This window comes from Shewanella chilikensis (assembly GCF_037953065.1).
GTDB lineage: Bacteria > Pseudomonadota > Gammaproteobacteria > Enterobacterales > Shewanellaceae > Shewanella > Shewanella chilikensis.
Genome location: NZ_CP149966.1, coordinates 4,080,180 through 4,104,386, shown reverse-complemented (window position 1 = coordinate 4,104,386; position 24,207 = coordinate 4,080,180). Strand labels below are relative to the sequence as shown.

The following is a 24,207-nucleotide window of genomic DNA, read 5'->3' as shown; positions in this document are numbered from 1 at the left end:
GGTTTGACTTTGGATTCTATATTCGCCGCATCTATAACTCTTACCTGTAATGTTTCTTGTTTGGGAAGGCTGAGTTGCGGGCCCTGTCTATCTGCCCATCGACGATAGCAAACCTTATGGCGCAGGTTCCGGGTCGCTGGAGGGTTCATACATTCTCAACAGATCCCTGCTATACCTTTCTTTGCGATAACTGGAACCCTGGCTGTGAATGTTGACTCGATAGTTGTCTTTGGAAAAGTATTTGGAGATTGCTTGTCCTGCATGTGAATGGTTAGGAGTTGAAATGGCCGTATTTGCAAATAAATGCTTTTTAAGTGAATTTAAATGCATTATTATTATGTTGTTCGTGCCACAGGTGTGGCATTCATTTCTGCCGGCTTTAACGAGTGTGAGGTAAATCCCAAGGTGCGTACCACAGAATTGGTTGATGGTTTTCGTCATTCTGCTCCCTATGTCAATGCCCACAGGGGCAAGACATTTGTTGTAATGTTAGGAGGGGAGGCACTGGCTCAGCCTAAGTTTCGTTCCATCATCAATGATGTTGCTTTGCTGCATAGCTTGGGGATCAAGGTGGTATTGGTTTATGGCGCCCGGCCGCAGATAGACGAATCCTTGGCTCATCATCAGATTGAGCCCGCCTACCATCAAGGTGTACGGATCACCGACGAAGCGACTCTTAAGCTGATTAAGCAGGTGGCTGGTTCTTTGCAGTTTGATATTACTGCCAGGTTGTCCATGAGCTTGTCGAACACACCTATGCAGGGAGCTCAGATCAATGTGGTTAGCGGTAATTTTGTGATTGCCCAGCCTTTGGGGGTCGACAATGGCATTGACTATTGCCTCTCCGGCAAGGTGCGCCGTATTGATGTTCAAGGGCTTAAGCGGCAATTGGAAAATAACTGCATCATCCTGATGGGGCCGATAGCAGCTTCGGTCACCGGCGAGAGTTTTAATCTCACCGCTGAAGAGGTAGCGACTCAAGTAGCAATCAAGCTTAAAGCCGACAAGATGATAGGCTTCAGCTCCCAGAACGGTATTTTGGACCGTAATGGTGATGTGATTGCCGAACTGATGCCCAACGATGCCCAGAAAATTCTCGATAAACTGGCCGGCCAGGGTGAAGGTTGCGTCGGCACCATGGCGTTTCTCAAGGCCAGTATTGATGCCTGTCGCAGTGGCGTACCCCGTTGCCATTTGGTCAGCTATCTGGAAGATGGTGCCCTGTTGCAGGAATTGTTTTCTCGTGAAGGTATAGGTACCCAGATAGTCACTGAGAGTGCCGAGCGCTTACGGCGCGCATCCATTGCCGACATTGGCGGCATACTCAACCTGATCCGCCCGCTGGAAGAGCAGGGTATCCTGGTGCGTCGCTCCCGCGAACAACTGGAGATAGAAATAGAGCAGTTTATGCTGATTGAGCGTGATGGCTTGGTGATAGGCTGCGCGGCGCTTTATCCCTTTGAAGAGGACAATGCCGGCGAATTTGCCTGTTTGGTGGTACACCCTGACTATCGCGATGCCGATCGTGGTAGTTTGCTGCTGCAAAACATTATAGGCCAGGCCAAGGTACGTGGTTATTCCAGGTTATTCGCGTTGACGACCCGCAGCATTCATTGGTTCCTGGAACATGGTTTTGAATTGGTGGAGGTGGATGCTTTGCCTAGCAAGAAGAAGCAGCTTTACAACTACCATCGCCGCTCGAAAATCTTGGCGCTCGACCTGTAAGAATCAACTTGTTTGACATAACACCATTCAGTTAAACAAACTTTGACTGAATGGTGTTAATGGGTGTCAGAGCAGGAACGGTCCGATTGGGACCGTTGCCTTTTACATCAAGACTTGGTGCGTTTCATCGCAGTGAAGAACTCTTCATTGGTCTTGGTCATTGCCAGCTTGTCGATCAGGAATTCCATCGCGCTGACTTCATCCATAGGGTTGAGGATCTTACGCAGGATCCACATCTTCTGTAGCTCATCCGGCGTGGTTAGTTTCTCTTCACGACGGGTACCGCTGCGGTTGAAGTCAATGGCAGGGAATACCCGTTTTTCAGCGGCCTTGCGTGACAGATGCAGTTCCTGGTTACCTGTACCCTTGAACTCTTCGTAAATCACTTCGTCCATCTTGGAGCCGGTATCGATAAGCGCAGTGGCGATAATAGTCAGGCTGCCACCGTTTTCGATATTACGGGCTGCACCGAAGAAACGCTTGGGTCTGTGCAGCGCGTTGGCATCCACACCACCTGTCAGCACCTTGCCGGATGAAGGCACAACCGTGTTGTAAGCACGAGCCAGACGGGTGATGGAGTCCAGCAGAATCACTACGTCTTTCTTGTGTTCAACCAGGCGCTTGGCCTTTTCGATAACCATCTCTGCAACTTGTACGTGACGGCTTGCAGGCTCATCGAAGGTGGAAGCGATCACTTCACCCTGAACCAGACGCTGCATTTCGGTGACTTCTTCAGGACGTTCGTCGATCAGCAGCACCATCAACACTACTTCAGGGTTGTTGTAGGTGATTGATTGGGCAATGTTCTGCAGCAGCAGAGTCTTACCGGCTTTGGGTGGCGCAACAATCAGCCCACGCTGGCCCTTACCCACAGGTGAGCAGAGATCCAGAATTCGGGCTGTGATATCTTCGGTGGAACCGTTACCACGTTCCATACGCAGACGTTCTTCTGCATGCAGTGGGGTAAGGTTTTCAAACAGGATCTTGTTGCGAGAGTTTTCAGGCTTGTCGAAGTTAACTTCGTTAACTTTCAGCAGAGCAAAATAGCGTTCGCCTTCTTTAGGGGGACGTATTTTGCCGAAAATGGTGTCACCCGTTCGCATGTTGAAACGACGGATCTGGCTTGGAGAAACATAAATATCATCGGGACCGGCCAGATACGAACCATCGGCACTGCGCAGGAAACCAAATCCATCCTGAAGTATTTCCAGAACGCCGCCGCCGAAGATGTCTTCACCGCTCTTGGCATGGGCTTTCAATATAGAGAAGATGATATCCTGCTTGCGGGCACGCGCCATATTCTCCAGCTTCATTTCTTCGGCCAGTGCGACTAAGTCTGCAATAGACTTGTTTTTTAATTCAGTTAAATTCATTTTTGGTGGGTCTTGTTTCACGCGACAAAGCTTACGCGCTCAATCTCTCAAATTGGACTTGATGGATGTTGATTGAACAGCGAGAAGTGGGTTAGTAGAAAGAATCTGGTTATTAAAGTAGCACTATCAGGACAGGGCGTCCAGAAGTTTAACTGAACCCGGCACATTTTTATTTCTAGGGCGTGCCGGGTGTCACTTATTTGATTTGAGTGATCAAATCTGGGCGTCGATGAACTCTTTCAACTGAGTCTTGGACAGGGCGCCAACCTGATTGGCAACCAGTTCACCGTTTTTGAACAGCAACAGAGTAGGGATGCTGCGAACACCGTATTTAACAGGTGAAGCGTTATTTTGATCTATGTTCAATTTGGCGATGGTCAGTTTGCCGGCGTATTCTTCGGCAACATCGTCCAGGATGGGAGCGATCATTTTACATGGGCCACACCACTCGGCCCAGAAGTCTACCAATACAGGCAGTTCTGATTTCAGGACGTCGTTTTCAAAGCTGTCGTCGCTCAGGTACACAATTTTATCGCTCATGATGTTCTCCAGTTGGGTTGCCATTACTGGTCTGTTAATGGCTTAACCTGTATATTGGGTTGGATTAACGGCAATTCAAGTCACCGTTTTTTTCTTGTCGCTATTTCAAACGATCGAGTATCTTATTGCAACCCTAACTGGTATGCTTGCGCTATGAGCGAAACACATTTATCTCAACAAAAATTTGCCGAACTGCCACTACATCCTGAAGTAATTCAGGCGCTTGCAGAAAACGGTTTCGAATATTGTACGCCTATTCAGGCACTTTCCCTGCCGGTACTTTTGCAGGGCAAGGATATCGCCGGTCAGGCGCAGACAGGTACGGGCAAGACCCTGGCCTTTCTGGTAGCAACTTTTAACCACTTACTTTCCACCGACATTCCCGCCGAACGCCAACTTAATCAGCCCAGAGCCATCATCATGGCACCAACCCGGGAACTGGCGATTCAGATAGCCAAAGATGCCACCTTGCTGTCCAAACACACCAAACTCAAGGTGGGGATTGTCTATGGCGGCGAAGGCTATGATGCCCAGCGCAAGGTGCTGGACAAGGGCGTGGATATCCTGATTGGTACTACGGGGCGCATTATAGATTACGTGCGTCAAGGGGTTATCAACCTCAGCGCTATTCAGGCCGTAGTGTTGGATGAAGCGGATCGTATGTTTGATCTGGGCTTTATCAAAGACATTCGCTTCCTGTTCCGCCGCATGCCGGATGCCAAAGACAGGCTCAACATGCTGTTCTCGGCTACCCTGTCGATGAAGGTGCAGGAGCTGGCTTATGACCATATGAATGACCCGGTCAAAGTCGAAATTGCACCGGAAGAGAAAACTTCGAAAAACATCAAGGAAGAGCTGTTCTATCCTTCGATGAAAGACAAGATCCCACTGCTGCTTACCCTGATAGAGGAAGATTGGCCGGATAAGGCGATAGTCTTTGCCAATACCAAACATCAGTGTGAAAACCTCTGGGGTTGGCTCGAAGGAGATGGTCACAGAGTCGGTCTACTGACCGGTGACGTGCCACAAAAGAAACGCCTTAAGATCCTGGAACTGTTCACCAAGGGTGATCTGGATATTTTGGTGGCCACAGACGTAGCGGCCCGTGGCCTGCATATTTCTGATGTGTCCCATGTCTATAACTTCGACCTGCCTGATGACTGTGAAGACTATGTTCACCGTATCGGTCGTACTGGCCGTGCCGGTGCCAAAGGGGTTTCGGTCAGCTTTGCCTGTGAAGAATACGCCCTCAACCTGCCGGCTATCGAAGACTATATCAAGCACTCGATTCCGGTAACCTCTTATGATGCCGAAGCCTTGCTCGATGATATTCCAGCACCGGTTCGTATCCATCGTAAGCATGCCGGACCGCGCAATACCCGTGATCGCGGTCAGGGACGTCCTCAGGGAGCTCATCGTAGCGGTGGTCGTCCACCTCGTCACGACAGGACTCGCAGACATTCCTGAATGCCGAAACCCGCCTACGCTGCCATAACTCTTGGCTCCAATAGCTTCAATATGCTGGTTGCCCGTACCGTCGGCGGCCAGCCCAAGGTTCTCGCCAAGTACAAACGTAAGGTGAGGTTGGCCGAGGGAATTGAGGCTGATGGCAGTCTCAACCTGGCGGCATTCGAACGTGGCCTCGATTGCCTGGCCATGTTCTCCAATATGCTTGTCGAACATCAAGTCGATGATGTCAATGTGGCCGTCATTGCCACAGCAACCCTTCGTTGTATCAGCAACGCCGATGAATTCAATCGTCGTGCCCTGCAAATATTGGGGCACCCGATAGAGATCATCTGCGGTATGCGTGAAGCCGAACTTATCTATCAAGGCATGGTGGCGACCACTCATGGCGAAGGGCGACGCCTGGTGATAGATATAGGTGGTGCCAGTACCGAGTTTATTGTGGGTGACGGTGAAAAGGTGCTGTTTAAAACCAGTCTGCCTATAGGCTGTGTCACCTACAACCAATGCTTTTTCACCTCTGCTCCCTTGCAACCGCTGGACTTTGACGATGTGCGAGCCAGGGTGGAACTGGCCTTGGCTGAACACAAATCGACTTTGAAAGCGCTGGGTTGGCATTCGGTGGTCGGCGCTTCCGGAGCAGTGCAGTCAGTGGTTGAAGTGTTGCAACATAGGCAGAGGTCGGAAACTTTGACTCTGGCGGTGTTGGAATCACTGAAACAGGAGTTATTGGCTCAGGAGAGCTTAACTCTGGATGGCATAGATGGCCTTGCTCCAGAGCGGGCACCGACCTTTACATCCGGTGTTGCCATCTTGCTGGCGCTGTTTGAGCTGCTGGGTATTGAACAACTGCATTTATCCGGCGGCGCTTTGCGTGAAGGGGTGTTGCAGATGTTGGCCAAACGGCAGTCTGCAGAATAAGCACAATTAAAAAAGGACCTTAACCAGGTCCTTTTTACTATCTCATTTTTTTGTTGCTACAGCCCTAGTGCACCTTAGGTTACGCGGCATAGTGGCTTGAAAGATTACTTGAGGATCTTGGCCAGATCCTGCTCCAGAGAGACTTCCGGGCGTTCAACGATACGGCCAATCTCTTTGTCATCCTGAAGTACAATAAAGGTTGGGATCCGCTGGAAGTCATATTGGGCGGCCAAGCCTTCCGGATCCTGTTTCTGGCGATCTACCCCGATATAACGCACCTGGATATTAGGGTTGGCCACTTGCTCCATGATACGGATAAAGCGCGGTGTTTCTCTGTGGCAGTCCGGGCACCAGGTGCCTATGATGACGACAATTTCTGTGGCCTTATCGACCGCTTTTATTGGAGCCAAGGCATCTGTCTCTACCTGATAACTCTGATAGCCACTGCTGAATTCGGGTAATTCTGTCACCAGTTTCTGTGCTTCGACTGCGCCCGTTAAGATCACTTCCTGTTTCTCCTCGCTGCAGGTGGCGATAAAGCCTTCCTGTTTGTCTTCGAAACCACAACCGCCATTGGCCATAACCTGGCAACTGAAGAATAACGCGGTGGTGGCGAGTAACGCTTTTACATTCTGGTGCATCATACTACCTCGGGTGGGGTGACTCCATACCCTGATTCAAACATTGGTGAGGGATATATCAAAGAGACAAACACTATGTATGTTAGCAAGATCACTAAATAATTTTGATCTGAACAAAGAGGTTTTTCAACCAGGGAGTGGATTCTTGCCGGGAATGGTATAAATACAAAAAAGCCGCCTTGAAGGCGGCTTTGGAGTTCAATTTACTTGGCGTCTTTCAGCCATTGGGCGGCCTGCTTGGCAAAGTAAGTGAGAATGCCATCGGCGCCGGCACGTTTGAAGCACAGCAAAGATTCCATCACTATGGCTTTTTCTGCCAGCCAGCCGTTTTGAATTGCTGCCATATGCATGGCGTATTCACCGCTGACCTGATAGGCAAAAGTCGGCACACCCAGTTCGGTTTTGACTCTGCGCACTATATCCAGATAAGGCATGCCTGGCTTCACCATCACCATATCGGCGCCTTCCTGAATGTCCAGGGCGACTTCATGCAATGCTTCGTCCGAGTTGGCCGGATCCATTTGATAGCTGTGCTTGTTGCCGCCTTTGAGGTTGCCGGCAGAGCCGACCGCATCGCGGAAGGGGCCATAGTAGTTGGAAGAATACTTGGCGCTATAAGCCATAATCTGGGTGTTGACGTGGCCTGCAGCTTCGAGCGCCTGACGTATGGCACCTATGCGACCATCCATCATGTCTGAAGGGGCTACCATATCGGCACCTGCTGCGGCGTGGGACAGTGCCTGTTTCACCAAAATTTCTATGGTGATGTCATTAATGATGTAACCCGTCTCATCTATGATGCCGTCTTGGCCATGAGTGGTGTAGGGATCCAGTGCGACATCTGTCATCACGCCCAATTGAGGGAACTCTGCCTTGAGCTCACGAACGGCTCTTTGCACCAAACCGTCAGGATTGTAGGCTTCTTCGGCCATCAGAGACTTTTTCTCCGCCGGTGTTACCGGGAAGAGGGCAATCAAAGGGATCCCCAGCTCTACCAGCTCTTCGGCTTCTTTGAGCAGTAGATCTATGCTGTAACGCTCAACGCCCGGCATGGAGGCTACAGATTCGGTACGCTTGTTACCTTCGAGCACAAACATGGGGTAGATGAGGTCATTGACCGTCAACTGGTTCTCAGCCATCAGGCGGCGACTGAACTCATGCTTGCGCATACGGCGCATACGACGCTGTGGGTAGGCACTGGTAATTATGTTCACTTTGGGCTCCTGGCTGGATCTGAAAGGGTATCTTGCTCGGGATCAAAGGCGTAGACCCGATCCCTGCCTGAATTTTTGGCGTGATACAGCGCCTTGTCGGCTTGCTCCAACAATTGGGTGATGTGCATATCCGACTCTATGATGGCGACGCTGACGCCGATACTGGCGGTCAGAGGGATTGTTTGTTTGTCCCAACTGACATCCAAGGCCGAGATGGCGTGACGTATCTGTTCTGCCACACTCAGGGCCCCGTTAGTATCAGTATTAGGCAATATAATAGCAAACTCCTCACCGCCAAAACGTGATACCAGATCACTTGGGCGCCTGAGGATATTCTTGAGGGTATTGGCAATACTCTTAAGGGTTTGATCGCCGGCCAAATGGCCATGGGTATCGTTAATGGTCTTGAATCTGTCTATGTCCAGCATCAGCAGCGCCAGCGACGTCTGTTGCCGTCGACTGATGCGCCCTTCGGCCTGCAGACGCTTGTCGAAGGTAGAGCGATTTTTGACCCCGGTAAGGCTATCTATGGTGGCTTGCTCAGTGAGTTTCTGGTTGGCTTCGTTCAGTTCTCTGAGCGCAATTTCCAGCTCCAGCGTACGTTCCTGCACCATACGTTCCAGCTTCTCGTTGCTCTCGGCTTCCATTCTCAGGGTTTCTTCCCTGGCTTCGCGGATTCGCTCCGCCTGTTTCAGGGCTTCTTGCTGAATTCTTTGCTTGGCCTTGCGTTCATCGTTGTAGCGTATTGCCAGTACTGCCGCCATAAACACCACCTCGAAGGTGAGTCCCAATAGCACCGGTGTTTGGGGCATCAAGGGCAGTTTGATAAGACCCAGATACATGAGGCAGGAGACAAAGATCCCCAGCGTCATGCCACTCCAGGAGACAGTGTAGAGTTTGGCGAGTTTATTGCCGCGTATCGCCTGCAGTATGCTGAAAAACAGTAGCATCAGGCTCACAGACATGACTGAGATGATCTCGATATAGATGGCGAGCGCATAATCGAGCACTACAGTGGCAAACATCAGCAGTATGGCGCTGGCCGCGGTATAGCGACAGGCTCTCAACATACGGATACTGTGGTACTTGAGCTGCAATACCTTCTCGGTAAAGAGTATTCCAAAGGCGATAACCAGAGGGACCAACGAAGGGATAACATATTGTTGCAGCTGCGGCACATTGGGCCAAAGATAGCGAAAGGCCGTGCCATTGATGCAAGCAACCAATAAGGTCATGGTCAATACATAGCCGGCGTAATAGCTGTAACTAAAGGAGCGGGTTGTTAGGGCGATAAACAATGCAAACAAGCCTATAGCGGCCAGGGCGCCTAACTGTATGCCATTGAGCATATTGCGGGTTTCCTGGCTTTGTAGCAGCTCGTATGGCTCCCAAAGGTGGATAGGCAGATAGCTGCTGCCGGCAGTGGTCAATTTCAGCCAGAATTGGTGCTGCTCCTGCTGCCTGATATGAAAGGCATAGAGGAAGTTGGTACTTAATATGCTTCTGTGGCCAAAGGCCTGGGTATCTCCCAGAGTTAGCTGACGTTGGAGACGACCATCGACATAGTGGTAGATCTCCAGCTTGTCCATACTGGGGTTATTGAAGGCTAGTATTCTGTTGAAATGGCCCGGCTCTTTGGCATAAAGGCTGAAGTTGAACCAGAGGCCATCGGCGCCCATTTCGATAAAGTTGTAGTCATTGGCTGGGTGCCAGGCGGTATCCGGTAAATTCTGTATCTGGCTGAGGCGACTATCAGTGCCTTGTTCTGTGACTCGGGTGCTGGGGCGTAGATCTAAATCCAGCCCTTCGGTTGCCGACAACGCGACTCTGGGTTCGGCAGCAAGACTGAGAGATAGTAAACTCAAGAAGAGCAATAGAATGGAGTAGGCATTAGCCATGAATGCTCTCCAGTTTAAAGAAACGCAAGCTGTTGCTAAAGCATTGGCGCGCAAGACTCTCCAGCGACTGACCTCGGATGTCGGCGACAGCTTGGGCTATGTAAGGCAGATACTTGGGCTCATTGCGGCCGGATTTGGGCTTGGGCCGCATGCTGCGTGGTAGTAGATAGGGACTGTCGGTTTCCAGTAATAATCTGTTGTCCGGGATTAAGGGGAGAGCGCTGACCAGATCCTGTCCCCGACGTTCGTCACAAACCCAACCTGTTACGCCCAAATACAGATCCCTGGCAATATAGTCTTCGGCCTGTTTGGGGCCGTCGGTAAAACAGTGCAGCAGCGCCGCCGGCAGGGCTTCCAGATAGTCATCCAGAATGGCCAGAAAATCATCATGGGCATCTCGCTGATGCATCAGTACCGGGTATTGCAGTTCTACCGCCAGAGCCAACTGGGCCTCAAAGGCCTGGCGTTGCTGCTGGCGCGGCGAAAAGTCTCTGTTGTAATCCAGGCCGCATTCCCCTATGGCAACCACGCCCGGTTGTCCGGCCAGTAGCTTCAGTTCTGCGGCGCTCTCCGTTTGCCATTCGCTGGCATGATGAGGGTGGACACCTGCTGTAGTGTAGACTTTTTGGGGATATTGCCGGCAAACCTGGATGCAGTTTCGGCTTTCATCCAGATGGCTGCCAATAATGATAAGCGGCGAGACGCCTTCGCCTGCCGCTTCATTGATAACTCGATTGAGATCTTGTTCCAGGTGGCTGCCAATCAAATTGACAGCGATATCCAGGTATTGATTCACTGCAGACGTTTGACCCTGATAGTGCTGTTGCGCCCTTCAGCTCCCAACAGGAATGAGCCTAAGGCGGCTTTTTCGATATAAACCTTCTGCCCGGATTTCAGGCGGAAATTGCGGCTGTCGGTCTGTTTCCAAACCTGACCGTTATTGAAGCTGATTTTGAGGGCGCCATAGGGGTCTTTCTCTACCTCGCTGATGGTCAGGAAAATCTTCGCAACTTCATTTTTCTTGCTGGCCTGGATAGTGGATTCCAGGTTATCGGCACCGAAGTCGGCCGCAGGATCGACCTGGACACTCTTGGCTACAGGCGCAGCGGCAACCACAGTGGTTACTTCGGCAGGACTAACTTGGGGGGCTTTTACATGAGAGACTTTGGCAGCCAGCTCATCGTAGCAGATGAGCCGGTCGAGTTTATCTGTTAGGGAGGCACATTGAGCCAACTCCTGCTCGATTCCGGCCTGAGCCTGAAAACAAAGCAGTGCAGCAGTAGAGGCAGCAATCCAGGTTAAACGCATGAATATCATCCTTCTTTTATTCTTGTTATTACCCTTGCTGCCTGCTGATTATGCCTGCTTTTCCTCGGTTTCGTCCTCGTCTGATTCATCCGAAGCCTTGCTGTAAAAACGGGCAGCCAAGAGTCCACCTTCAAACAATAACAGCATTGGCACGGCCAGCATAGTCTGAGAGATGACATCTGGCGGTGTCAGCATCATGCCCACCACAAAGGCACCGACAACGATATAGGGGCGTTTGGCTCTTAGGTCTTCCGGAGTAGTGACTCCGGCCCAGCACAGCAAAATCACGGCGACCGGGATCTCGAATGCCAAACCAAAGGCAAAGAACAGTTTCAGAATAAAGCTCAGATAACTGCTGATATCGGTCGCGACCTGAACCCCTTCCGGAGCCACACTGGTAAAGAAGCCGAATACGACCGGGAACACTACATAGTAGGCAAAGGCAATTCCCAAATAAAACAGCAGAGTACTGCTGAATAAGAGCGGAACTACCAGACGTTTTTCATGTTTATATAGTCCGGGCGCGACAAAGGACCAGATCTGAAATAGCACATAGGGCACCGCAATGAAAAAAGACAGTACCAGTGTTAGTTTAAAGGGAGCAAAAAACGGCGCGGCCACATCCGTTGCAATCATACTGCCGGTATCCGGCAATGACTGCATCAATGGGATCGCCATATAGTGATAGATATCATTGGCCCAGTAAACCAGGGCAATAAACACGATAAGCACACTTGCAATGGCTTTGAGCAGTTTAGTGCGCAGTTCAAGCAAGTGGCTGATTAATGGCTGCTGTTGCGACATGCGTTACCCATTATTTAGTGTCAGTACCTGTCGGCTTGGGAGCCGTCTCGGTGGCAGGTGTTTTCTCCTCGACAGCGGCTTCTGCCTTGGGGGATTCCTGGGCTGGAGATTTGCTGTCTTCAACCTGATAGGGGCGGTTAACCGATTGGGCCGCTTCTCTCAGTTGATCGATAGATTCCTGCAGTTCCGGAGACAGATTGCTGAGGCCCTTACTCTCGGCCTTCTTCAGGTCTGCATGTAACTGCTCGATCTTGAGCTCCTGCTCAAGTTCATCTTTGACCGAATTAGCCATGCGTTTCATGGCACGGATCCAGCCGGTAATTGAACGTACCGCTACCGGGAGACGTTCGGGGCCGAGAACGACCAGCCCCAATACCCCGATGAGCAGCAGCTCCATAAAGCCGATACCATCGAACATAGGGAATTACGCCTGTTCTTTGTCCTTGGACTCAGGCTTCTTATCAGTCGCCTGTGCTTTTGGGTCTGCCTGAGTGTTCTGTGCAGAAGTGTCCTCTATGGCCTTCTTGTCGTCGTCACTGGACATGGCATTTTTAAATCCCTTAACTGCTCCGCCGAGGTCGCCGCCCAGTGAACGCAGCTTCTTGGTGCCGAACAGCAGCACTACAATTAACGCGATGATGAGAAGTTGCCAAATACTGATACCACCCATGAAGGTTTCCTCTTAGATAATCTTGGTTCAATTATGAACCTTTAATTAAAATGTACTAATTAAAATTTCTTAATTTTAGGCCTGGATCGCCATCCAACAAACCATAGGATTGCTCCGGCCCCAATACTGACATAGGACGGCCACAGTGTAGCGTCCTGACTGAGTGAAATCGTGCCACAGATCAACAAAATTGCGGATGTGATTAACAAATAATTACTTTTGTGTGCTTTTTGCTGGTGCTTAAGATACTTATCCAGCATCTGCTGCTGAGCCCCAAGGAGATTACGCCCCAGCTTCAGATTGTCATATATCAGCTCCGGAAACTCTGGAAGTTTATCAGACCAGAAGGGCAATTGTGTTTGCACTTTTTTGAACATTGCCTTGGGGCCGACCTGTTCTGCCATCCACTGCTCAAGGAAAGGTTTGGCCGTTTGCCACAGATCCAGCTGAGGGTAAAGCTGACGTCCCAAGCCCTCGATATAGAGCAAGGTCTTTTCCAGCAAGACCAACTGCGGCTGCACCACTATATGAAAGCGGCGCGCGGTGCGAAAAAGTTCCAACAATACATGGCCGAAGGAGATCTCATTCAGCGGCTTGTTGAACATAGGTTCACACACCACTTTGACTGCTTGCTCGAAGGCCTGAATATCGGTATCGGCCGAAACCCAACCGGATTCCACATACAGCTGAGCGATACGGCGGTAATCACGATTGAAGAAGGCAAGGAAGTTTTCTGCCAGATAGCGTTTATCCGTGTCGTTAAGTGTTCCCATAATGCCGCAGTCCAGACCGATATAGAAAGGATCTTCCGGGTGCTCGCGGGAAATAAAGATGTTGCCCGGGTGCATGTCGGCGTGGAAAAAATTATCGCGAAAGACCTGGGTAAAGAAGAGTTCCACCCCACGCTCGGCCAACAGCTTGAGGTTGGTGCCCTGTGCCTTGAGCGCTGCTATATCAGATACAGGGATCCCCTCGATGCGCTCCATCACCATCATCCTTGGATAGCAAAGCTCTTCATAGACATAGGGAATATAGAGGGCGTTGGAGTCGATAAAATTGTTGCGCAGCTTGACCGTATTGAGCGCTTCCAGTTTAAGGTTGAGCTCCCCCAAAATGGTAGTGCGGTAGTCTTCCACCACTTCGGCCGGGCGCAGGCGGTTATCCGGGCCGAGAATGGTTTCCAGCAGCTTGGCACTCTGGCTCATCAACTGCAAGTCGGCGAGAATGTTTTGCTCTACATTGGGGCGTAATACCTTGAGGACTACAGGCTTACCGTTGGACTTGAGCGTTGCCGTGTGCACTTGGGAAATAGACGCCGAGGCCAGCGGGGTATCGTCAAAATCGTCAAACAGGGTTTCTATGGGGGCCTTAAGCTCGGCCTCAATGGCTTGCCGCGCCAACTTGGAGTCAAATGGCGGGACTCTGTCCTGCAACATGGCCAATTCATGGGCCCATTCATCACTGAGCAGATCGCGGCGGGTGGAGAGCATTTGGCCGAACTTGATATAAACCGGCCCCAACTCTTGCATCGCCAGTTTCAGCCGTTCACCGCCTGCCTTGGATTTATGTTTGTTGCGTAGCCAAAATAGACTGCGACGCCAGAGTTTGAAGTACCAAGGGGTCAACTTTTTCGGCAACAGCTCATCCAAACCATAATGCAGGGCAATGCTGATAACCTGATATCCTCTCTTGATACTGGCGAAACTCATGGGCTTTTCTTGTCCTTCAAATTGGCGAGTCGTTGTTCTAAGGCGTCCGTGGCGGTCGCAAGCTCGTCAATTTTGTCGCAATGGTGAATAAATTCAAGCCGATGAGGGGCTAATTTATACTCTTCGGTGGTTAATTGCGCCAGATGGGACTGGGTCTTGTTAAACACCCGGCTTAAATCTGCCCTGGCTCGCTCCAGACCGCTCAATAGTATATGCGTCGGGGCATCACCCAGATAACGGGACAAAGGCTCGGCAAAGTCGAATCTGACCTGTTGCAGGAAATGGCTGAATGTTTGCAACAGAGAGAGTTCACCTTCGATGACCAGCTTATCTTGCTTGATAAGCTCGGTGAGACTCTCGCCTTCGCCCAGGCGATAGAGAGTGGTGGCATCGGCCTTGACGGTTACCGCCACCTCGCCTTCATAGTTGGAAAGCACCTGAATTTTCTTGGCAAACACTAAATAAAGCGGCCAATTCAGTTGACTGAGCTGCAGACACAGGACTTTACCGTGCAGCGATTTCAACCGGGCATATTCGCCCTCGGCTTGGTCGGTGACTTTCTCTAGCGCCATCTCCAGAGCGGCGCAGCACAGCAGCCGCCACTGTGATGTCAGGCTCAGTTCATTCATCTCAGAACTTATAGCCTCGATGCAGAGCGACTACGCCGTCGGTCATATTGATGTAATCCACCTGCTCCAGGCCGGCGTCCAGCATCATCTGCTTCAGGGTTTCCTGATCCGGGTGCATACGGATGGACTCGGCCAGATATTCGTAGCTGTCGGCGTCTTTGGCAACCAACTGACCCATCTTGGGCAGGATCTTGAACGAATACAGATCATAGGCCTTGCGCATGATCTCATGCTGTGGCTTGGAGAACTCCAATACCAACAATTTACCGCCAGGCTTGAGCACTCGTTGCATTGAGCGCAGCGCCGCATCTTTGTCGGTCACATTACGCAGGCCAAAGGCGATGGTGATGATATCGAAGTGATTGTCCGGGAAGGGCAGCGCTTCGGCGTTGGCCTGTACATAACTGACGTTGCCCACTATGCCCTTGTCGCGCAGCTTGCTGCGGCCAACTTTGAGCATGGAATCATTGATATCCGCCAGAATAACTTGGCCTTTTTCGCCCACCAGGTGCGAGAATTTTGCGGTCAAATCACCGGTGCCTCCGGCCAGATCCAATACCTTCATTCCCGGACGGGCACCGGCGCACTCTATGGTGAAGCGTTTCCAGAATCTATGGATACCAAAGGAAGCGACATCGTTCATGATGTCGTATTTAGCGGCAACGGAATGGAAGACTCCGGCTACCAGGTCGGCCTTTTTTTCAGCTTCGACAGTTTTATACCCGAAATGTGTACTCTTTGGTGAGCCTTCAGACATCAGTGTATTCCTATGACTAACTTGTATTGCCGCGAGTGTAAGCTATTGGTGCGGCTTGCTGAATCTTTGCGCGGCCAAGCTGTGATCGCCGCAGTAAAAAACGCTGTTGGCCCCGTGGCCAGACTGCGCATTAGACCACAATATCTGCCGGGGGTGAATAGCCTCAGCCGCCATAGCATTCCCTATCGCGGCTGAACTTCGCTGAGCCGTCCTGCCTATTTGAGCACGGGCAAGCTTGGCGGTGCTAAAGCGAAAAGAGTGTGGCAGTGTTCAGACCTGTTTGGCCTGTAGGTAGGCGTAAATCAGTTCGGCAAGGCACTGACCCACGGCTTTGTAGCCTGCGGCCAGGCCTGCATCGTGGCATGCCGGGGCGCCTTCGGCCAGATGCAGATAGACACTAGAGGTGTGGCGCGCCATATGGCTGACATAATGCGCCGCATCCAACAATGGAATACCGGCAACCGTAGAGGCACTGGAGGGCATCTGGGATATGGCATCCAGATCCAGCTCTATGGCGACCGGCAGCCCCGTATGGCGCAGCTGGCGGGCAATGTCATTCAGAGCCTGTTCTAAGCTCAGCTCGCGACGTACCCAAATTTGCTGCAGGCTGTGCCAGCTGCCACCAAATGCCGAAAGTTGCTCCAGGTTGGCTTCACTGTTTTTCAGTTCATGCAGCCCGAGCACGTGATAATGCCCCAGAGAGCCGTTGGCCGCGGCATAACTGAAACCGTTGCCACTGTGGCGGCCTTCACGCAACCTGAAGTCTGAATGAGGATCCAGATTGACCGCCGCCAGCGGCTTGGATAATGCCGCCCGGGCGGCGCTGAGTAAGCCAAAGGCGTTGTTGTGGCCACCGCCGATGACGATGGGCTCAAGCCCGGCGGCAAAAACCGGAGTCAGGGCTTCGATGACCTGCTGATCCAGAGACTCCACCTCTTGTCTGAGTTGCTGACAATCATTGGCAGCATTGGCAACCGGGGTGATTTCCCCCAGCAGCAGGCATTCTTCACCACTGAGAAAGCGGTTGGACTGCAGATTAAGCAGTGCCGGCAACATGGCGTCAAAGGCCTGGTTGGCACCGCCTTGTCCCAGATTAGCTCTGGGCCCAAGGTCCTCCTTGATTCCGATAATGGCAAAACGGGCGCCTGCGGCTTTGGCCTGGGTCAACGCATCCATATAGCTTGCCGCGCCTGGCAGCAGGCGCACTTTCTGACCCAGACGGGTTTCACCTTCTCTTGGGCTGAAAGATTGGGCCAGCTTGGCTTGCGTGATGGGGGAGAGCGGCAGTTCCATAGAGTATCCCTTTCTCTGACGGGGCAAGAATAGCCTCTATTCTGGCTGAGGCTGAGCAAAAGGCAACAAAAAAGCCGGCAGAAGCCGGCTTTAGTTCAACAGTGAATATCAGTCGATATCCAAGGGTTCTGGAGATAGAATTACCCCTGTGTTATCGGCGTAGATATGATCGCCTGGAAGGAAGGTAACACCACCGAAGTTCACTGGGATGTCCACTTCACCAATGGCATTGCCATCGGCACCAACAGGAATGGAGGCTAGAGCCTGGATACCTATATCCAGCTCTTCGAGGGCATCGACATCGCGCACGCTACCGTAAACGATAATGCCTTCCCAGTTGTTGTTGACTGCAACCTCGGCAATCGAGGCATCGATCAGCGCTCGGCGCAGAGAACCACCGCCGTCTACCAGCAGAACCTTTCCTTCGCCATCGTCCTGCAATACATCGAGAATGAGGCCGTTGTCTTCGAAACACTTGATGGTGCTAATGGAGCCGCCAAATGAACTACAACCGCCGTAGTTGCTGAACATAGGCTCGACGACATCGACAACATCCAAGTACATGTCACAAAGTTCTGAGGTGTTGTATTCCATATTTACACTCCTGTTGAACCGCAGGGTCTGACAAGACCGCGGGATAACGCACTAAGTGCCAGTATATAAGGGATTCTTGAAAAGAAAAGTGTTATCAATCACGGTATTGCTGGATTTTCTTTTTGTTAACATTTGTGTGGTAATATTTCGTAGCTAGTGTATAAATGTGCACCATTTTTTGATGTGAGTCATTAAATAACGTATTTTTATTACAAATGTGCTGTGGCTTTTGTTAATATAAGTACCATCCAAACTTACTTAACTTTAACCTGCTTTAGGGGCACGGATCCCCCGTCAGGCTTATGGACGGCAGAGGGCCTGAACGAGGTGCCTTATGGAAGCTCTTAACACAATTGAAATCATTGGCTATTTTGCCTCCATCATGGTGGCCATTTCTCTGATGATGAAGGATATTATCTGGCTGCGTTGGATCAACTTTACCGGTTGTACCCTGTTCGTGATTTACGGTGCGGCCATTTCTGCCTGGCCGGTAGCGGGAATGAACGCCTTTGTGGCTTGTATCAACGTTTATCATTTGATCAAAATCTATCGTGGCCGGGCGGCAATCACTGCCTGATGTCATAAAAGCTTAGGGCAGGTGTCACCTGCCCGTCACACCCCTTGACTAGGCTCTTTACTGCTACACAGATTGGAGCCCTTGCCCCGGCTCCTTACTGTCCACAGAAGGAGCCTCAGCCATGTTTACATACCTCGCTGAACTCGATCTTCGAACCTTTCGCGCGCTGACACAATTTGGCCGCAAACATGATCTGGAAGCCTGTGCCCTCAAGTTTTCTGCATCGGGTAATGGCCCGCTTTACCTGTGTCTGGCGCTGCTCATGTTATTGGAGCAGGATGGGCCGCGTTTTTTCGCCTTGTTGCTGTTGGCGTACGCTGTGGAATTGCCTTTGTATCTGCTGCTGAAAAATGCCATTCGCCGTAAACGCCCATGTCATCAGGTTCTGGTGGGCTTCAGGGCCAGCTTTGAGCCCTCTGACAAATTCAGTCTGCCGTCCGGCCATACGGCGGGTGCCTTCGTGTTCGCCAGTGCGGTATGGCAAATTTACCCACAGCTGGCAGTGCCGGTATTTATCTGGGCTGCTCTGGTTGGGGTTTCCAGGGTGTTTCTCGGCGTTCACTACCCTCTCGACATCCTGGCGGGTGCCCTTTTGGGCAGCAGTGCCACTCTCATAGCAGTAGTTTGGATATAAGGACTATCAATGCGGATACTTTACGGTGTTCAGGGCACAGGGAATGGCCATTTGAGTCGCGCCAGGGTAGTAGCCAAAGCCTTGGCAAAGCACGATATTCAGGTTGACTATTTATTCAGTGGTCGCCAGCCGCAGCAGTTTTTTGATATGCAGGCCTTCGGTGATTACCGGGTCTGTGCCGGGCTGACTTTTATTACTCAAAAGGGACAGGTCAGCATCCCCAAGACGCTGATGAATAACTCTGCTCTAGCACTTTGGCGGGACATTCGCGAGTTGGACCTCAGTGGTTATGATCTCTTGCTCAATGATTTTGAGCCGGTTTCGGCCTGGGCTGCCAGGCGCCAGGGGGTGCCCAGCATAAGCATTAGCCATCAAGCTTCTCTCAGATACCCTGTGCCCAAGGTGGGAAACTCCTGGTTCAATAACTGGTTGCTGGAGAACTTTGCCCCTGTGGATCAGGCATTGGGGTGTCACTGGCATCATTTTGGTTACCCAATTTTGCCGCCCTTTGTCGATGTCAGTCGCTGCGCCGTGGAACATTCACACGATATTCTGGTATATCTGCCGTTTGAGAGCCCACAAGCTATTGCCGAATTGTTACTTCCTTTTAATGACTATCGTTTTATGGTGTATCACAGCCAAGCGGCGCCAGTTGCTTTACCTGAGCATATTCTGTGGCATGGTTTTGATCGTGAAGGCTTTAAGGCCGACCTCGCCAGCTGCGGTGGTGTGATAGCCAATGCCGGATTTGAACTGGCCAGTGAAGCCCTGACCCTGGGTAAAAAGCTCTTGGTTAAACCCTTGCTTGGGCAGTTTGAACAGCTGTCGAATGTGGCCGCCCTGGAGTTGCTGGCCGCGGCCGACAGCATGATGACGCTGGAGCCGCAAACGGTGAAACGTTGGCTCAAACGGGGTAGCCCTGAGCCGATTAACTACCCGGATGTGGGCGATCTGCTGGTGCCTTGGCTGTTGGCCGGCAATTGGCAGGACAGTCAATCGCTGTGCCGGGAGCTGTGGCAGCAGGTGACATTACCCGACACCTGGTTTTCCAAGCAGGATGCCAGGGCACTCAGCGGGCTGCCTTTGGGCTCGCTGATCCGCTAGCAAAGGTACGAATAGGTCATCGCATAACTTGGTCGTACTTTACTCAGTTATATTTGATATTCATGCTGATAAGGGCTTCACGGCTGCCCTTTTCGGCACGCAGCCGCGCCAGATACTGTTCCCAGAGTTCAGTTTGTTGGGTGCAGAGCTGGTGCAGTATCTGCCAGGAATAGAGGCCGGTATCATGGCCGTCATCGAACACCAGCTTAACCGCATAATTGCCGACCGGCTCAATGGCGCTGATGTTGACCTCTTTTTTGTGAGTCACCAGCTTGGGGTTGCCATGGCCGTGTACTTCGGCCGACGGAGAGTGAACCCGCAGAAATTCGCAGCTCAGCTGATACTGACTGCCATCATCGAAGCCTATCTCGAGCAGTTTGGATTTACGCTTCAGTTTCAGTGATGTGACTTGAGGATGACTCATGGGAACTCCATTGTGTCCGGGGTTTCTGTGTATCTGTTTATTCTATGTCAGAGCGCTTGGACTGTGCACCCCGGTGGATGAGAGCTGACACACATTAATAGTGGCAAAAATAGCGGCCGCATGCTGCGACCACTATTGAATAAAGATGAAGACAGTTATTTGATAAAGGCGAAGGCATCGCCGTAGAGGTGGGCTTCATCCAGTCCCATCTCGCGGAACAGCTCTCGCGCAGCGCCGACCATGTCGAAACGACCGGCGATATAGATGTCATAGCCCACCAGGCTGACAAAGTCCGAGCGTATCTGCGACAGTAGATTGGCCTGTTTCCCCTGCCAGTCGGCATCGGCCTGTTCTACTACTGGCACGAAATGCAACCAAGGGTGTGCTTGATGCCACTCTCTGGCGATGGTTTCGTAGTACATGGCTTCAGGATTGCGGCAGCCCCAATAGAGCAGGGTTTCAACCTTTTGCCCCAGGGCGATTTGCTGCTCTACCAGGCTCTTGATATAGGAGAAGCCTGTACCACCGGCAACCAGCAGTCTGGGCCTGACACTCTGGTGTCTGAGGAAGGCTTCGCCGCCCGGAGCTTCGATATCGATATGGCTGTTGTTTCTCAGCCGCTCGACCACTTGCATGGGATAGCTCTCGCTGACGGCTGCGCCTATGTGAAGTTCTATGAGTTCGCTGCCGGGAGCCGAAGCTATGGAGAAGGGACGCTTGTCTTTCTCACCCATTACCACGCACAGGTACTGACCAGCCTTGAATTCCAGCGGTTTTTCGGGGCGCAGCAATACCTGGTACACAGCGTCATTGAATGGGGCAACTTTCTCTATCTTACAGCGGATGCTATTCATTGAACTTCCTTTTTACCTCTCTGTTGAAGGCTTATTTTCATAATGGCTAACGCAGTTATTGCGAATTATAGGGTCGCTTGGTCTTCTATGCCCAACTGTTCCCAAATCTCGTCCACCCGCTGTTTAACCTCTTGGTCCATCACTATTGGGGTACCCCATTCGCGGTTGGTCTCACCTTCCCACTTATTGGTGGCATCCAGGCCCATTTTGGATCCCAGTCCCGCCACGGGCGAAGCGAAATCCAGATAGTCAATGGGGGTGTTGTCTATCATCACAGTGTCGCGGCTGGGATCCATCCGGGTGGTTATGGCCCAGATAACGTCCTGCCAGTCGCGGCAATTCACGTCTTCGTCGACTATGACAATAAACTTGGTATACATAAACTGACGCAGGAAAGACCAGGCTCCCATCATCACCCGCTTGGCATGGCCGGGATATTGTTTGCGGATGGAGATCACCGCCATCCGGTAGGAACAACCCTCCGGCGGCAGGTAAAAGTCGACTATTTCCGGATACTGCTTGCGCAGGATAGGAACGAAGACCTCATTGAGCGCTACCCCGAGCATAGCCGGTTCATCCGGTGGCCTTCCCGTGTAGGTGCTGTGGTAGATGGCGTCTTTTCTGTGACTGATATGGGTCACGGTAAACACAGGAAAACTGTCGGTTTCATTGTAATAACCTGTGTGGTCACCGTAGGGGCCTTCCACCGCCATCTCTTCGGGATCGATATAACCTTCGAGAATGATCTCACTGGTGGCCGGCACTTCCAGATCGCAACTCAAGGCCTTGACCACTTCGGTGCGCTCACCACGCAGCAGTCCGGCAAAAGCATATTCGCTCATGGCATCGGGCACTGGCGTGACGGCGCCGAGAATGGTGACTGGGTCGCTGCCCAGAGCAACTACCACAGGATATTTTTCACCTGGGTGCTGCTGCTTGAAGTCGGCAAAGTCCAACGCCCCGCCTCTGTGTGACAACCAACGCATGATCAGCTTGTTCTTGCCGAGCAGTTGCTGGCGGTAGATCCCCAGATTCTGGCGTTTCTGTCTCGGCCCTTTGGTGATGGTCAAACCCCAGGTTACCAGTGGTGCAACATCGCCGGGCCAGCAGTGCTGAATGGGCAGGGCGGTCAGGTCGACCTGATCGCCTTGCAACACCACCTCTTGGCATGGGGCGTTACGCACTGTCTTGGGTGGCATGTTCAGCGCTTGTTTGAACATGGGGATCTTGGCAATGGCATCCTTGAAGCCCCTGGGTGGCTCTGGCTCCTTGAGAAACGCCAGCAGTTCGCCCACGTCCCGCAGCGCCATGGGATCATCCTTGCCCAGGGCCATGGCGACCCGCTTCGGCGTACCGAAGAGGTTAACCAGCACAGGCATCTGTTTGCCCTTGGGGTTTTCAAACAACAGTGCCGGGCCACCGGCGCGCAGCACCCGATCGGCTATTTCGGTCATTTCAAGATAAGGATCAACCGGATAGCTGATACGCTTGAGCTCACCCTGACTCTCGAGGTGATCGATAAAACTGCGTAAATCCTTAAAACTCATGTGGAAATAGCCTCGCTTCCGAATGCATTAATGGCGCGCACTATAGCATTAATCCCGGCAACGGTTAACTGCTAAGGAAGGTGCGAATAACTCCTCAAGGCACTTTGGCTTGCACAGCAATCGGCGGTCAAGGTATCTGACTGCAGGCATGTCTGGGGCTTGTCGAAGTCGGATCTTCCCTGAGATAGTTGCCGTGGCTAGAGACAAACAGCTAACCCTTGGCTGAATGCACGCTGAGTCATCTTCGTTTATCCTGTGATTCTCTGGTGAATCCGGGAGTCAGCCGTAGTAGCATGAAAGCTGCGGGCCTTGAAGCCTGGAGGCTATATGAAGCGAGCAATTTTCCTGAGTCTGATACTGATGAGTTTGCCACAGGTGGCTGCTGCTTGGGATAACTCCCATGCCGAGCGCCACTATCAGGGCGATATTCATAGAGAAGATTATAATCGCCACCATAACCATGGCTCACGAAGTCATTGGGGGCTGTATTGGGGCGTTAACAATCCCTGGCTATCGCCCTGGCGCTACGACCCATGGAATCGTTGGCAGTGGGATGATCCTTGGTACAGAGATCGCTGGCAGCGCCCCTATGTATATCGCAGGCAACCCAAGCCGGAACCTGTGGTGGTTGCGCCACCGCAGCGAGTCACGACTCACTTCGAAACCTTGGCCGACACAGGGAGTCGCGCCAGTCTGCCGGCTAACGCCAGGGTGATACAAGAAGGTAATCGTACCTTGTATCAATGGCAGGGCAAGACCTATCAATTTGACTGGCAAAGCCAAACCTATCGGCCTCTGCCGCAATCCCCATCTGAAGTCGGAGAGCAAAGCAAATGAAATTGATCACAGGGGCCAGCAGTGGCTTGGGGGCAGCGCTAGCGAGGCGCTATCATACTGAAGGTGAGTCCTTGTTGTTAACCGGCCGCAACGAACAGAGGTTGCAACAACTGGCGGCAGAGTTGCCAGGAGTCAGTTGTCAAACAACAGATTTAACCAATCCGAGCGCGATTGAGGCTCTGCTAGATACTTTGGGCGAGGCCCCTGAAATGTTGTTGCACTGTGCCGGCAGTGGTCGCTTCGGTAACCTGGAAACTCAGTCACCGGCCGAGATAAAGAGCCTTATCGACAATAATCTCCTGTCCACCCTGTTGCTGCTTAGAGCCATGCTGGCTCGTTGGCGGCAAGAGAGCATGACACTGGTGATTGTCATGTCTACCGCGGCGCTGCAACCCAAGGCCGGAGAGAGCAGTTACTGTGCGGTAAAGTGGGCCGTCAGAGGCATGCTGGAGTCTCTGCGCTTGGAGCTCAAGGGCAGCAAGATAAAGCTGATAGCCGTCTACCCCGGTGGAATGGCAACCGGTTTTTGGCCCAGCAGCGGTAAGTTGGTGGATACATCGAGTTTTATGACGGCCGATGAAGCGGCAGCCATGCTAAGTAACGCCTTACAAAACTGCGCTCACGGCTATGTTTCGGATATCACCCTGACCCGGGGCTAGGATACATAGTTAACAGTGAAAAAGGATT

27 protein-coding genes are annotated in these 24,207 nt (G+C 51.8%); 9 read left to right on the top strand and 18 right to left on the bottom strand.

Features of this window, described 5'->3' with window-relative positions; genetic code table 11:
• Positions 1-405: 405 nt before the first annotated feature.
• A complete protein-coding gene (argA, locus tag WKR14_RS18560) occupies positions 406-1,725 on the top strand; it encodes an amino-acid N-acetyltransferase (RefSeq protein WP_101054770.1) in 1,320 nt (439 codons plus the stop codon).
• A 107-nt stretch (positions 1,726-1,832) separates the two neighbouring features.
• On the opposite strand, the gene rho is transcribed toward argA, so the two are convergent.
• A complete protein-coding gene (gene rho / locus WKR14_RS18555) occupies positions 1,833-3,098 on the bottom strand; it encodes a transcription termination factor Rho (RefSeq protein WP_025011562.1) in 1,266 nt (421 codons plus the stop codon).
• A 213-nt stretch (positions 3,099-3,311) separates the two neighbouring features.
• Positions 3,312-3,638 (bottom strand): thioredoxin TrxA, encoded by a 327-nt coding sequence (gene trxA / locus WKR14_RS18550; RefSeq protein WP_025011563.1) that lies wholly within the window; start codon positions 3,636-3,638, stop codon positions 3,312-3,314.
• A gap of 153 nt (positions 3,639-3,791) precedes the next feature.
• On the opposite strand from trxA, the gene rhlB reads away from it, so the two are divergent.
• Positions 3,792-5,105 carry an ATP-dependent RNA helicase RhlB gene (gene rhlB / locus WKR14_RS18545; RefSeq protein WP_025011564.1) on the top strand — a complete coding sequence of 438 codons (1,314 nt, stop codon included), beginning with the start codon at positions 3,792-3,794 and terminating at the stop codon, positions 5,103-5,105.
• Positions 5,106-6,026: an exopolyphosphatase gene (locus WKR14_RS18540; RefSeq protein ID WP_101054653.1), complete on the top strand. Its 921-nt coding sequence runs from the start codon at positions 5,106-5,108 to the stop codon at positions 6,024-6,026.
• Positions 6,027-6,130: 104 nt separating this feature from the next.
• On the opposite strand, the gene WKR14_RS18535 is transcribed toward WKR14_RS18540, so the two are convergent.
• The 11 genes from WKR14_RS18535 to ubiE form a co-directional block, all read right to left on the bottom strand.
• Positions 6,131-6,667, bottom strand: a complete 537-nt coding sequence (locus tag WKR14_RS18535) for a thioredoxin family protein (RefSeq protein ID WP_101054773.1) — start codon at positions 6,665-6,667, stop codon at positions 6,131-6,133.
• 203 nt (positions 6,668-6,870) lie between these two features.
• Positions 6,871-7,881 (bottom strand): porphobilinogen synthase, encoded by a 1,011-nt coding sequence (gene hemB, locus WKR14_RS18530; RefSeq protein ID WP_339087079.1) that lies wholly within the window; start codon positions 7,879-7,881, stop codon positions 6,871-6,873.
• Positions 7,878-9,779, bottom strand: coding sequence for a sensor domain-containing diguanylate cyclase (locus tag WKR14_RS18525; protein ID WP_101054658.1), 1,902 nt, complete (start codon positions 9,777-9,779; stop codon positions 7,878-7,880). The genes hemB and WKR14_RS18525 overlap by 4 nt, the downstream gene beginning before the upstream one ends.
• Positions 9,772-10,575: a TatD family hydrolase gene (locus WKR14_RS18520; RefSeq protein WP_101054661.1), complete on the bottom strand. Its 804-nt coding sequence runs from the start codon at positions 10,573-10,575 to the stop codon at positions 9,772-9,774. The genes WKR14_RS18525 and WKR14_RS18520 overlap by 8 nt, the downstream gene beginning before the upstream one ends.
• A complete protein-coding gene (locus WKR14_RS18515; RefSeq protein ID WP_101054664.1) occupies positions 10,572-11,087 on the bottom strand; it encodes a hypothetical protein in 516 nt (171 codons plus the stop codon). Before WKR14_RS18515 ends, WKR14_RS18520 begins: the two co-directional genes overlap by 4 nt.
• Before the next feature lie 48 nt (positions 11,088-11,135).
• Entirely contained in the window at positions 11,136-11,891 is a 756-nt protein-coding gene (tatC, locus tag WKR14_RS18510; protein ID WP_039034057.1) for a twin-arginine translocase subunit TatC, read from the bottom strand.
• 10 nt (positions 11,892-11,901) lie between these two features.
• Positions 11,902-12,309, bottom strand: a complete 408-nt coding sequence (tatB, locus tag WKR14_RS18505; RefSeq protein ID WP_071475672.1) for a Sec-independent protein translocase protein TatB — start codon at positions 12,307-12,309, stop codon at positions 11,902-11,904.
• 6 nt (positions 12,310-12,315) lie between these two features.
• Positions 12,316-12,561, bottom strand: a complete 246-nt coding sequence (gene tatA, locus WKR14_RS18500) for a Sec-independent protein translocase subunit TatA (RefSeq protein ID WP_101054667.1) — start codon at positions 12,559-12,561, stop codon at positions 12,316-12,318.
• 59 nt (positions 12,562-12,620) lie between these two features.
• Positions 12,621-14,270, bottom strand: a complete 1,650-nt coding sequence (ubiB, locus tag WKR14_RS18495) for a ubiquinone biosynthesis regulatory protein kinase UbiB (RefSeq protein ID WP_226564656.1) — start codon at positions 14,268-14,270, stop codon at positions 12,621-12,623.
• Positions 14,267-14,899 (bottom strand): ubiquinone biosynthesis accessory factor UbiJ, encoded by a 633-nt coding sequence (locus WKR14_RS18490; protein WP_101054675.1) that lies wholly within the window; start codon positions 14,897-14,899, stop codon positions 14,267-14,269. Before WKR14_RS18490 ends, ubiB begins: the two co-directional genes overlap by 4 nt.
• A 1-nt stretch (position 14,900) precedes the next feature.
• On the bottom strand, positions 14,901-15,656 hold the full coding sequence (gene ubiE, locus WKR14_RS18485) for a bifunctional demethylmenaquinone methyltransferase/2-methoxy-6-polyprenyl-1,4-benzoquinol methylase UbiE (RefSeq protein ID WP_101054677.1): 756 nt from the start codon (positions 15,654-15,656) through the stop codon (positions 14,901-14,903).
• Between the two features lie 12 nt (positions 15,657-15,668).
• On the opposite strand from ubiE, the gene WKR14_RS18480 reads away from it, so the two are divergent.
• Positions 15,669-15,851: a hypothetical protein gene (locus WKR14_RS18480; RefSeq protein WP_165565732.1), complete on the top strand. Its 183-nt coding sequence runs from the start codon at positions 15,669-15,671 to the stop codon at positions 15,849-15,851.
• Between the two features lie 75 nt (positions 15,852-15,926).
• On the opposite strand, the gene WKR14_RS18475 is transcribed toward WKR14_RS18480, so the two are convergent.
• Positions 15,927-16,949, bottom strand: a complete 1,023-nt coding sequence (locus WKR14_RS18475; protein ID WP_335917457.1) for a formimidoylglutamase — start codon at positions 16,947-16,949, stop codon at positions 15,927-15,929.
• Between the two features lie 108 nt (positions 16,950-17,057).
• The gene (gene rraA, locus WKR14_RS18470; RefSeq protein ID WP_025011574.1) at positions 17,058-17,543 is read right to left on the bottom strand and encodes a ribonuclease E activity regulator RraA; all 486 of its coding nucleotides are present in this window, start codon (positions 17,541-17,543) and stop codon (positions 17,058-17,060) included.
• 334 nt (positions 17,544-17,877) lie between these two features.
• Here rraA and WKR14_RS18465 point away from each other — a divergent pair, with 334 nt between their 5' ends.
• The 3 genes from WKR14_RS18465 (at position 17,878) to WKR14_RS18455 (ending at position 19,858) form a co-directional block, all read left to right on the top strand.
• Positions 17,878-18,120, top strand: coding sequence for a YgjV family protein (locus WKR14_RS18465; RefSeq protein ID WP_101054684.1), 243 nt, complete (start codon positions 17,878-17,880; stop codon positions 18,118-18,120).
• Between the two features lie 121 nt (positions 18,121-18,241).
• Positions 18,242-18,754, top strand: a complete 513-nt coding sequence (locus tag WKR14_RS18460; RefSeq protein WP_165565730.1) for a phosphatase PAP2 family protein — start codon at positions 18,242-18,244, stop codon at positions 18,752-18,754.
• A 9-nt stretch (positions 18,755-18,763) separates the two neighbouring features.
• Positions 18,764-19,858 (top strand): MJ1255/VC2487 family glycosyltransferase, encoded by a 1,095-nt coding sequence (locus tag WKR14_RS18455; protein ID WP_101054689.1) that lies wholly within the window; start codon positions 18,764-18,766, stop codon positions 19,856-19,858.
• Positions 19,859-19,901: 43 nt separating this feature from the next.
• Here WKR14_RS18455 and WKR14_RS18450 read toward each other — a convergent pair whose 3' ends face one another.
• The 3 genes from WKR14_RS18450 to ubiD all read right to left on the bottom strand — a co-directional run bounded on the left by WKR14_RS18450 (position 19,902) and on the right by ubiD (position 22,683).
• Positions 19,902-20,282 (bottom strand): gamma-butyrobetaine hydroxylase-like domain-containing protein, encoded by a 381-nt coding sequence (locus tag WKR14_RS18450; RefSeq protein ID WP_100141861.1) that lies wholly within the window; start codon positions 20,280-20,282, stop codon positions 19,902-19,904.
• A gap of 155 nt (positions 20,283-20,437) precedes the next feature.
• A complete protein-coding gene (gene fre / locus WKR14_RS18445) occupies positions 20,438-21,136 on the bottom strand; it encodes an NAD(P)H-flavin reductase (protein ID WP_101054692.1) in 699 nt (232 codons plus the stop codon).
• A gap of 65 nt (positions 21,137-21,201) precedes the next feature.
• Positions 21,202-22,683, bottom strand: coding sequence for a 4-hydroxy-3-polyprenylbenzoate decarboxylase (ubiD, locus tag WKR14_RS18440; protein WP_054744491.1), 1,482 nt, complete (start codon positions 22,681-22,683; stop codon positions 21,202-21,204).
• Positions 22,684-23,010: 327 nt separating this feature from the next.
• Between ubiD and WKR14_RS18435 the strand changes: the two genes are divergently transcribed.
• Together WKR14_RS18435 and WKR14_RS18430 are read left to right on the top strand one after the other, a co-directional pair.
• On the top strand, positions 23,011-23,520 hold the full coding sequence (locus tag WKR14_RS18435) for a hypothetical protein (RefSeq protein WP_101054699.1): 510 nt from the start codon (positions 23,011-23,013) through the stop codon (positions 23,518-23,520).
• Entirely contained in the window at positions 23,517-24,179 is a 663-nt protein-coding gene (locus WKR14_RS18430; protein WP_335917456.1) for an SDR family NAD(P)-dependent oxidoreductase, read from the top strand. Before WKR14_RS18435 ends, WKR14_RS18430 begins: the two co-directional genes overlap by 4 nt.
• The last annotated feature ends 28 nt before the right edge of the window (positions 24,180-24,207 follow it).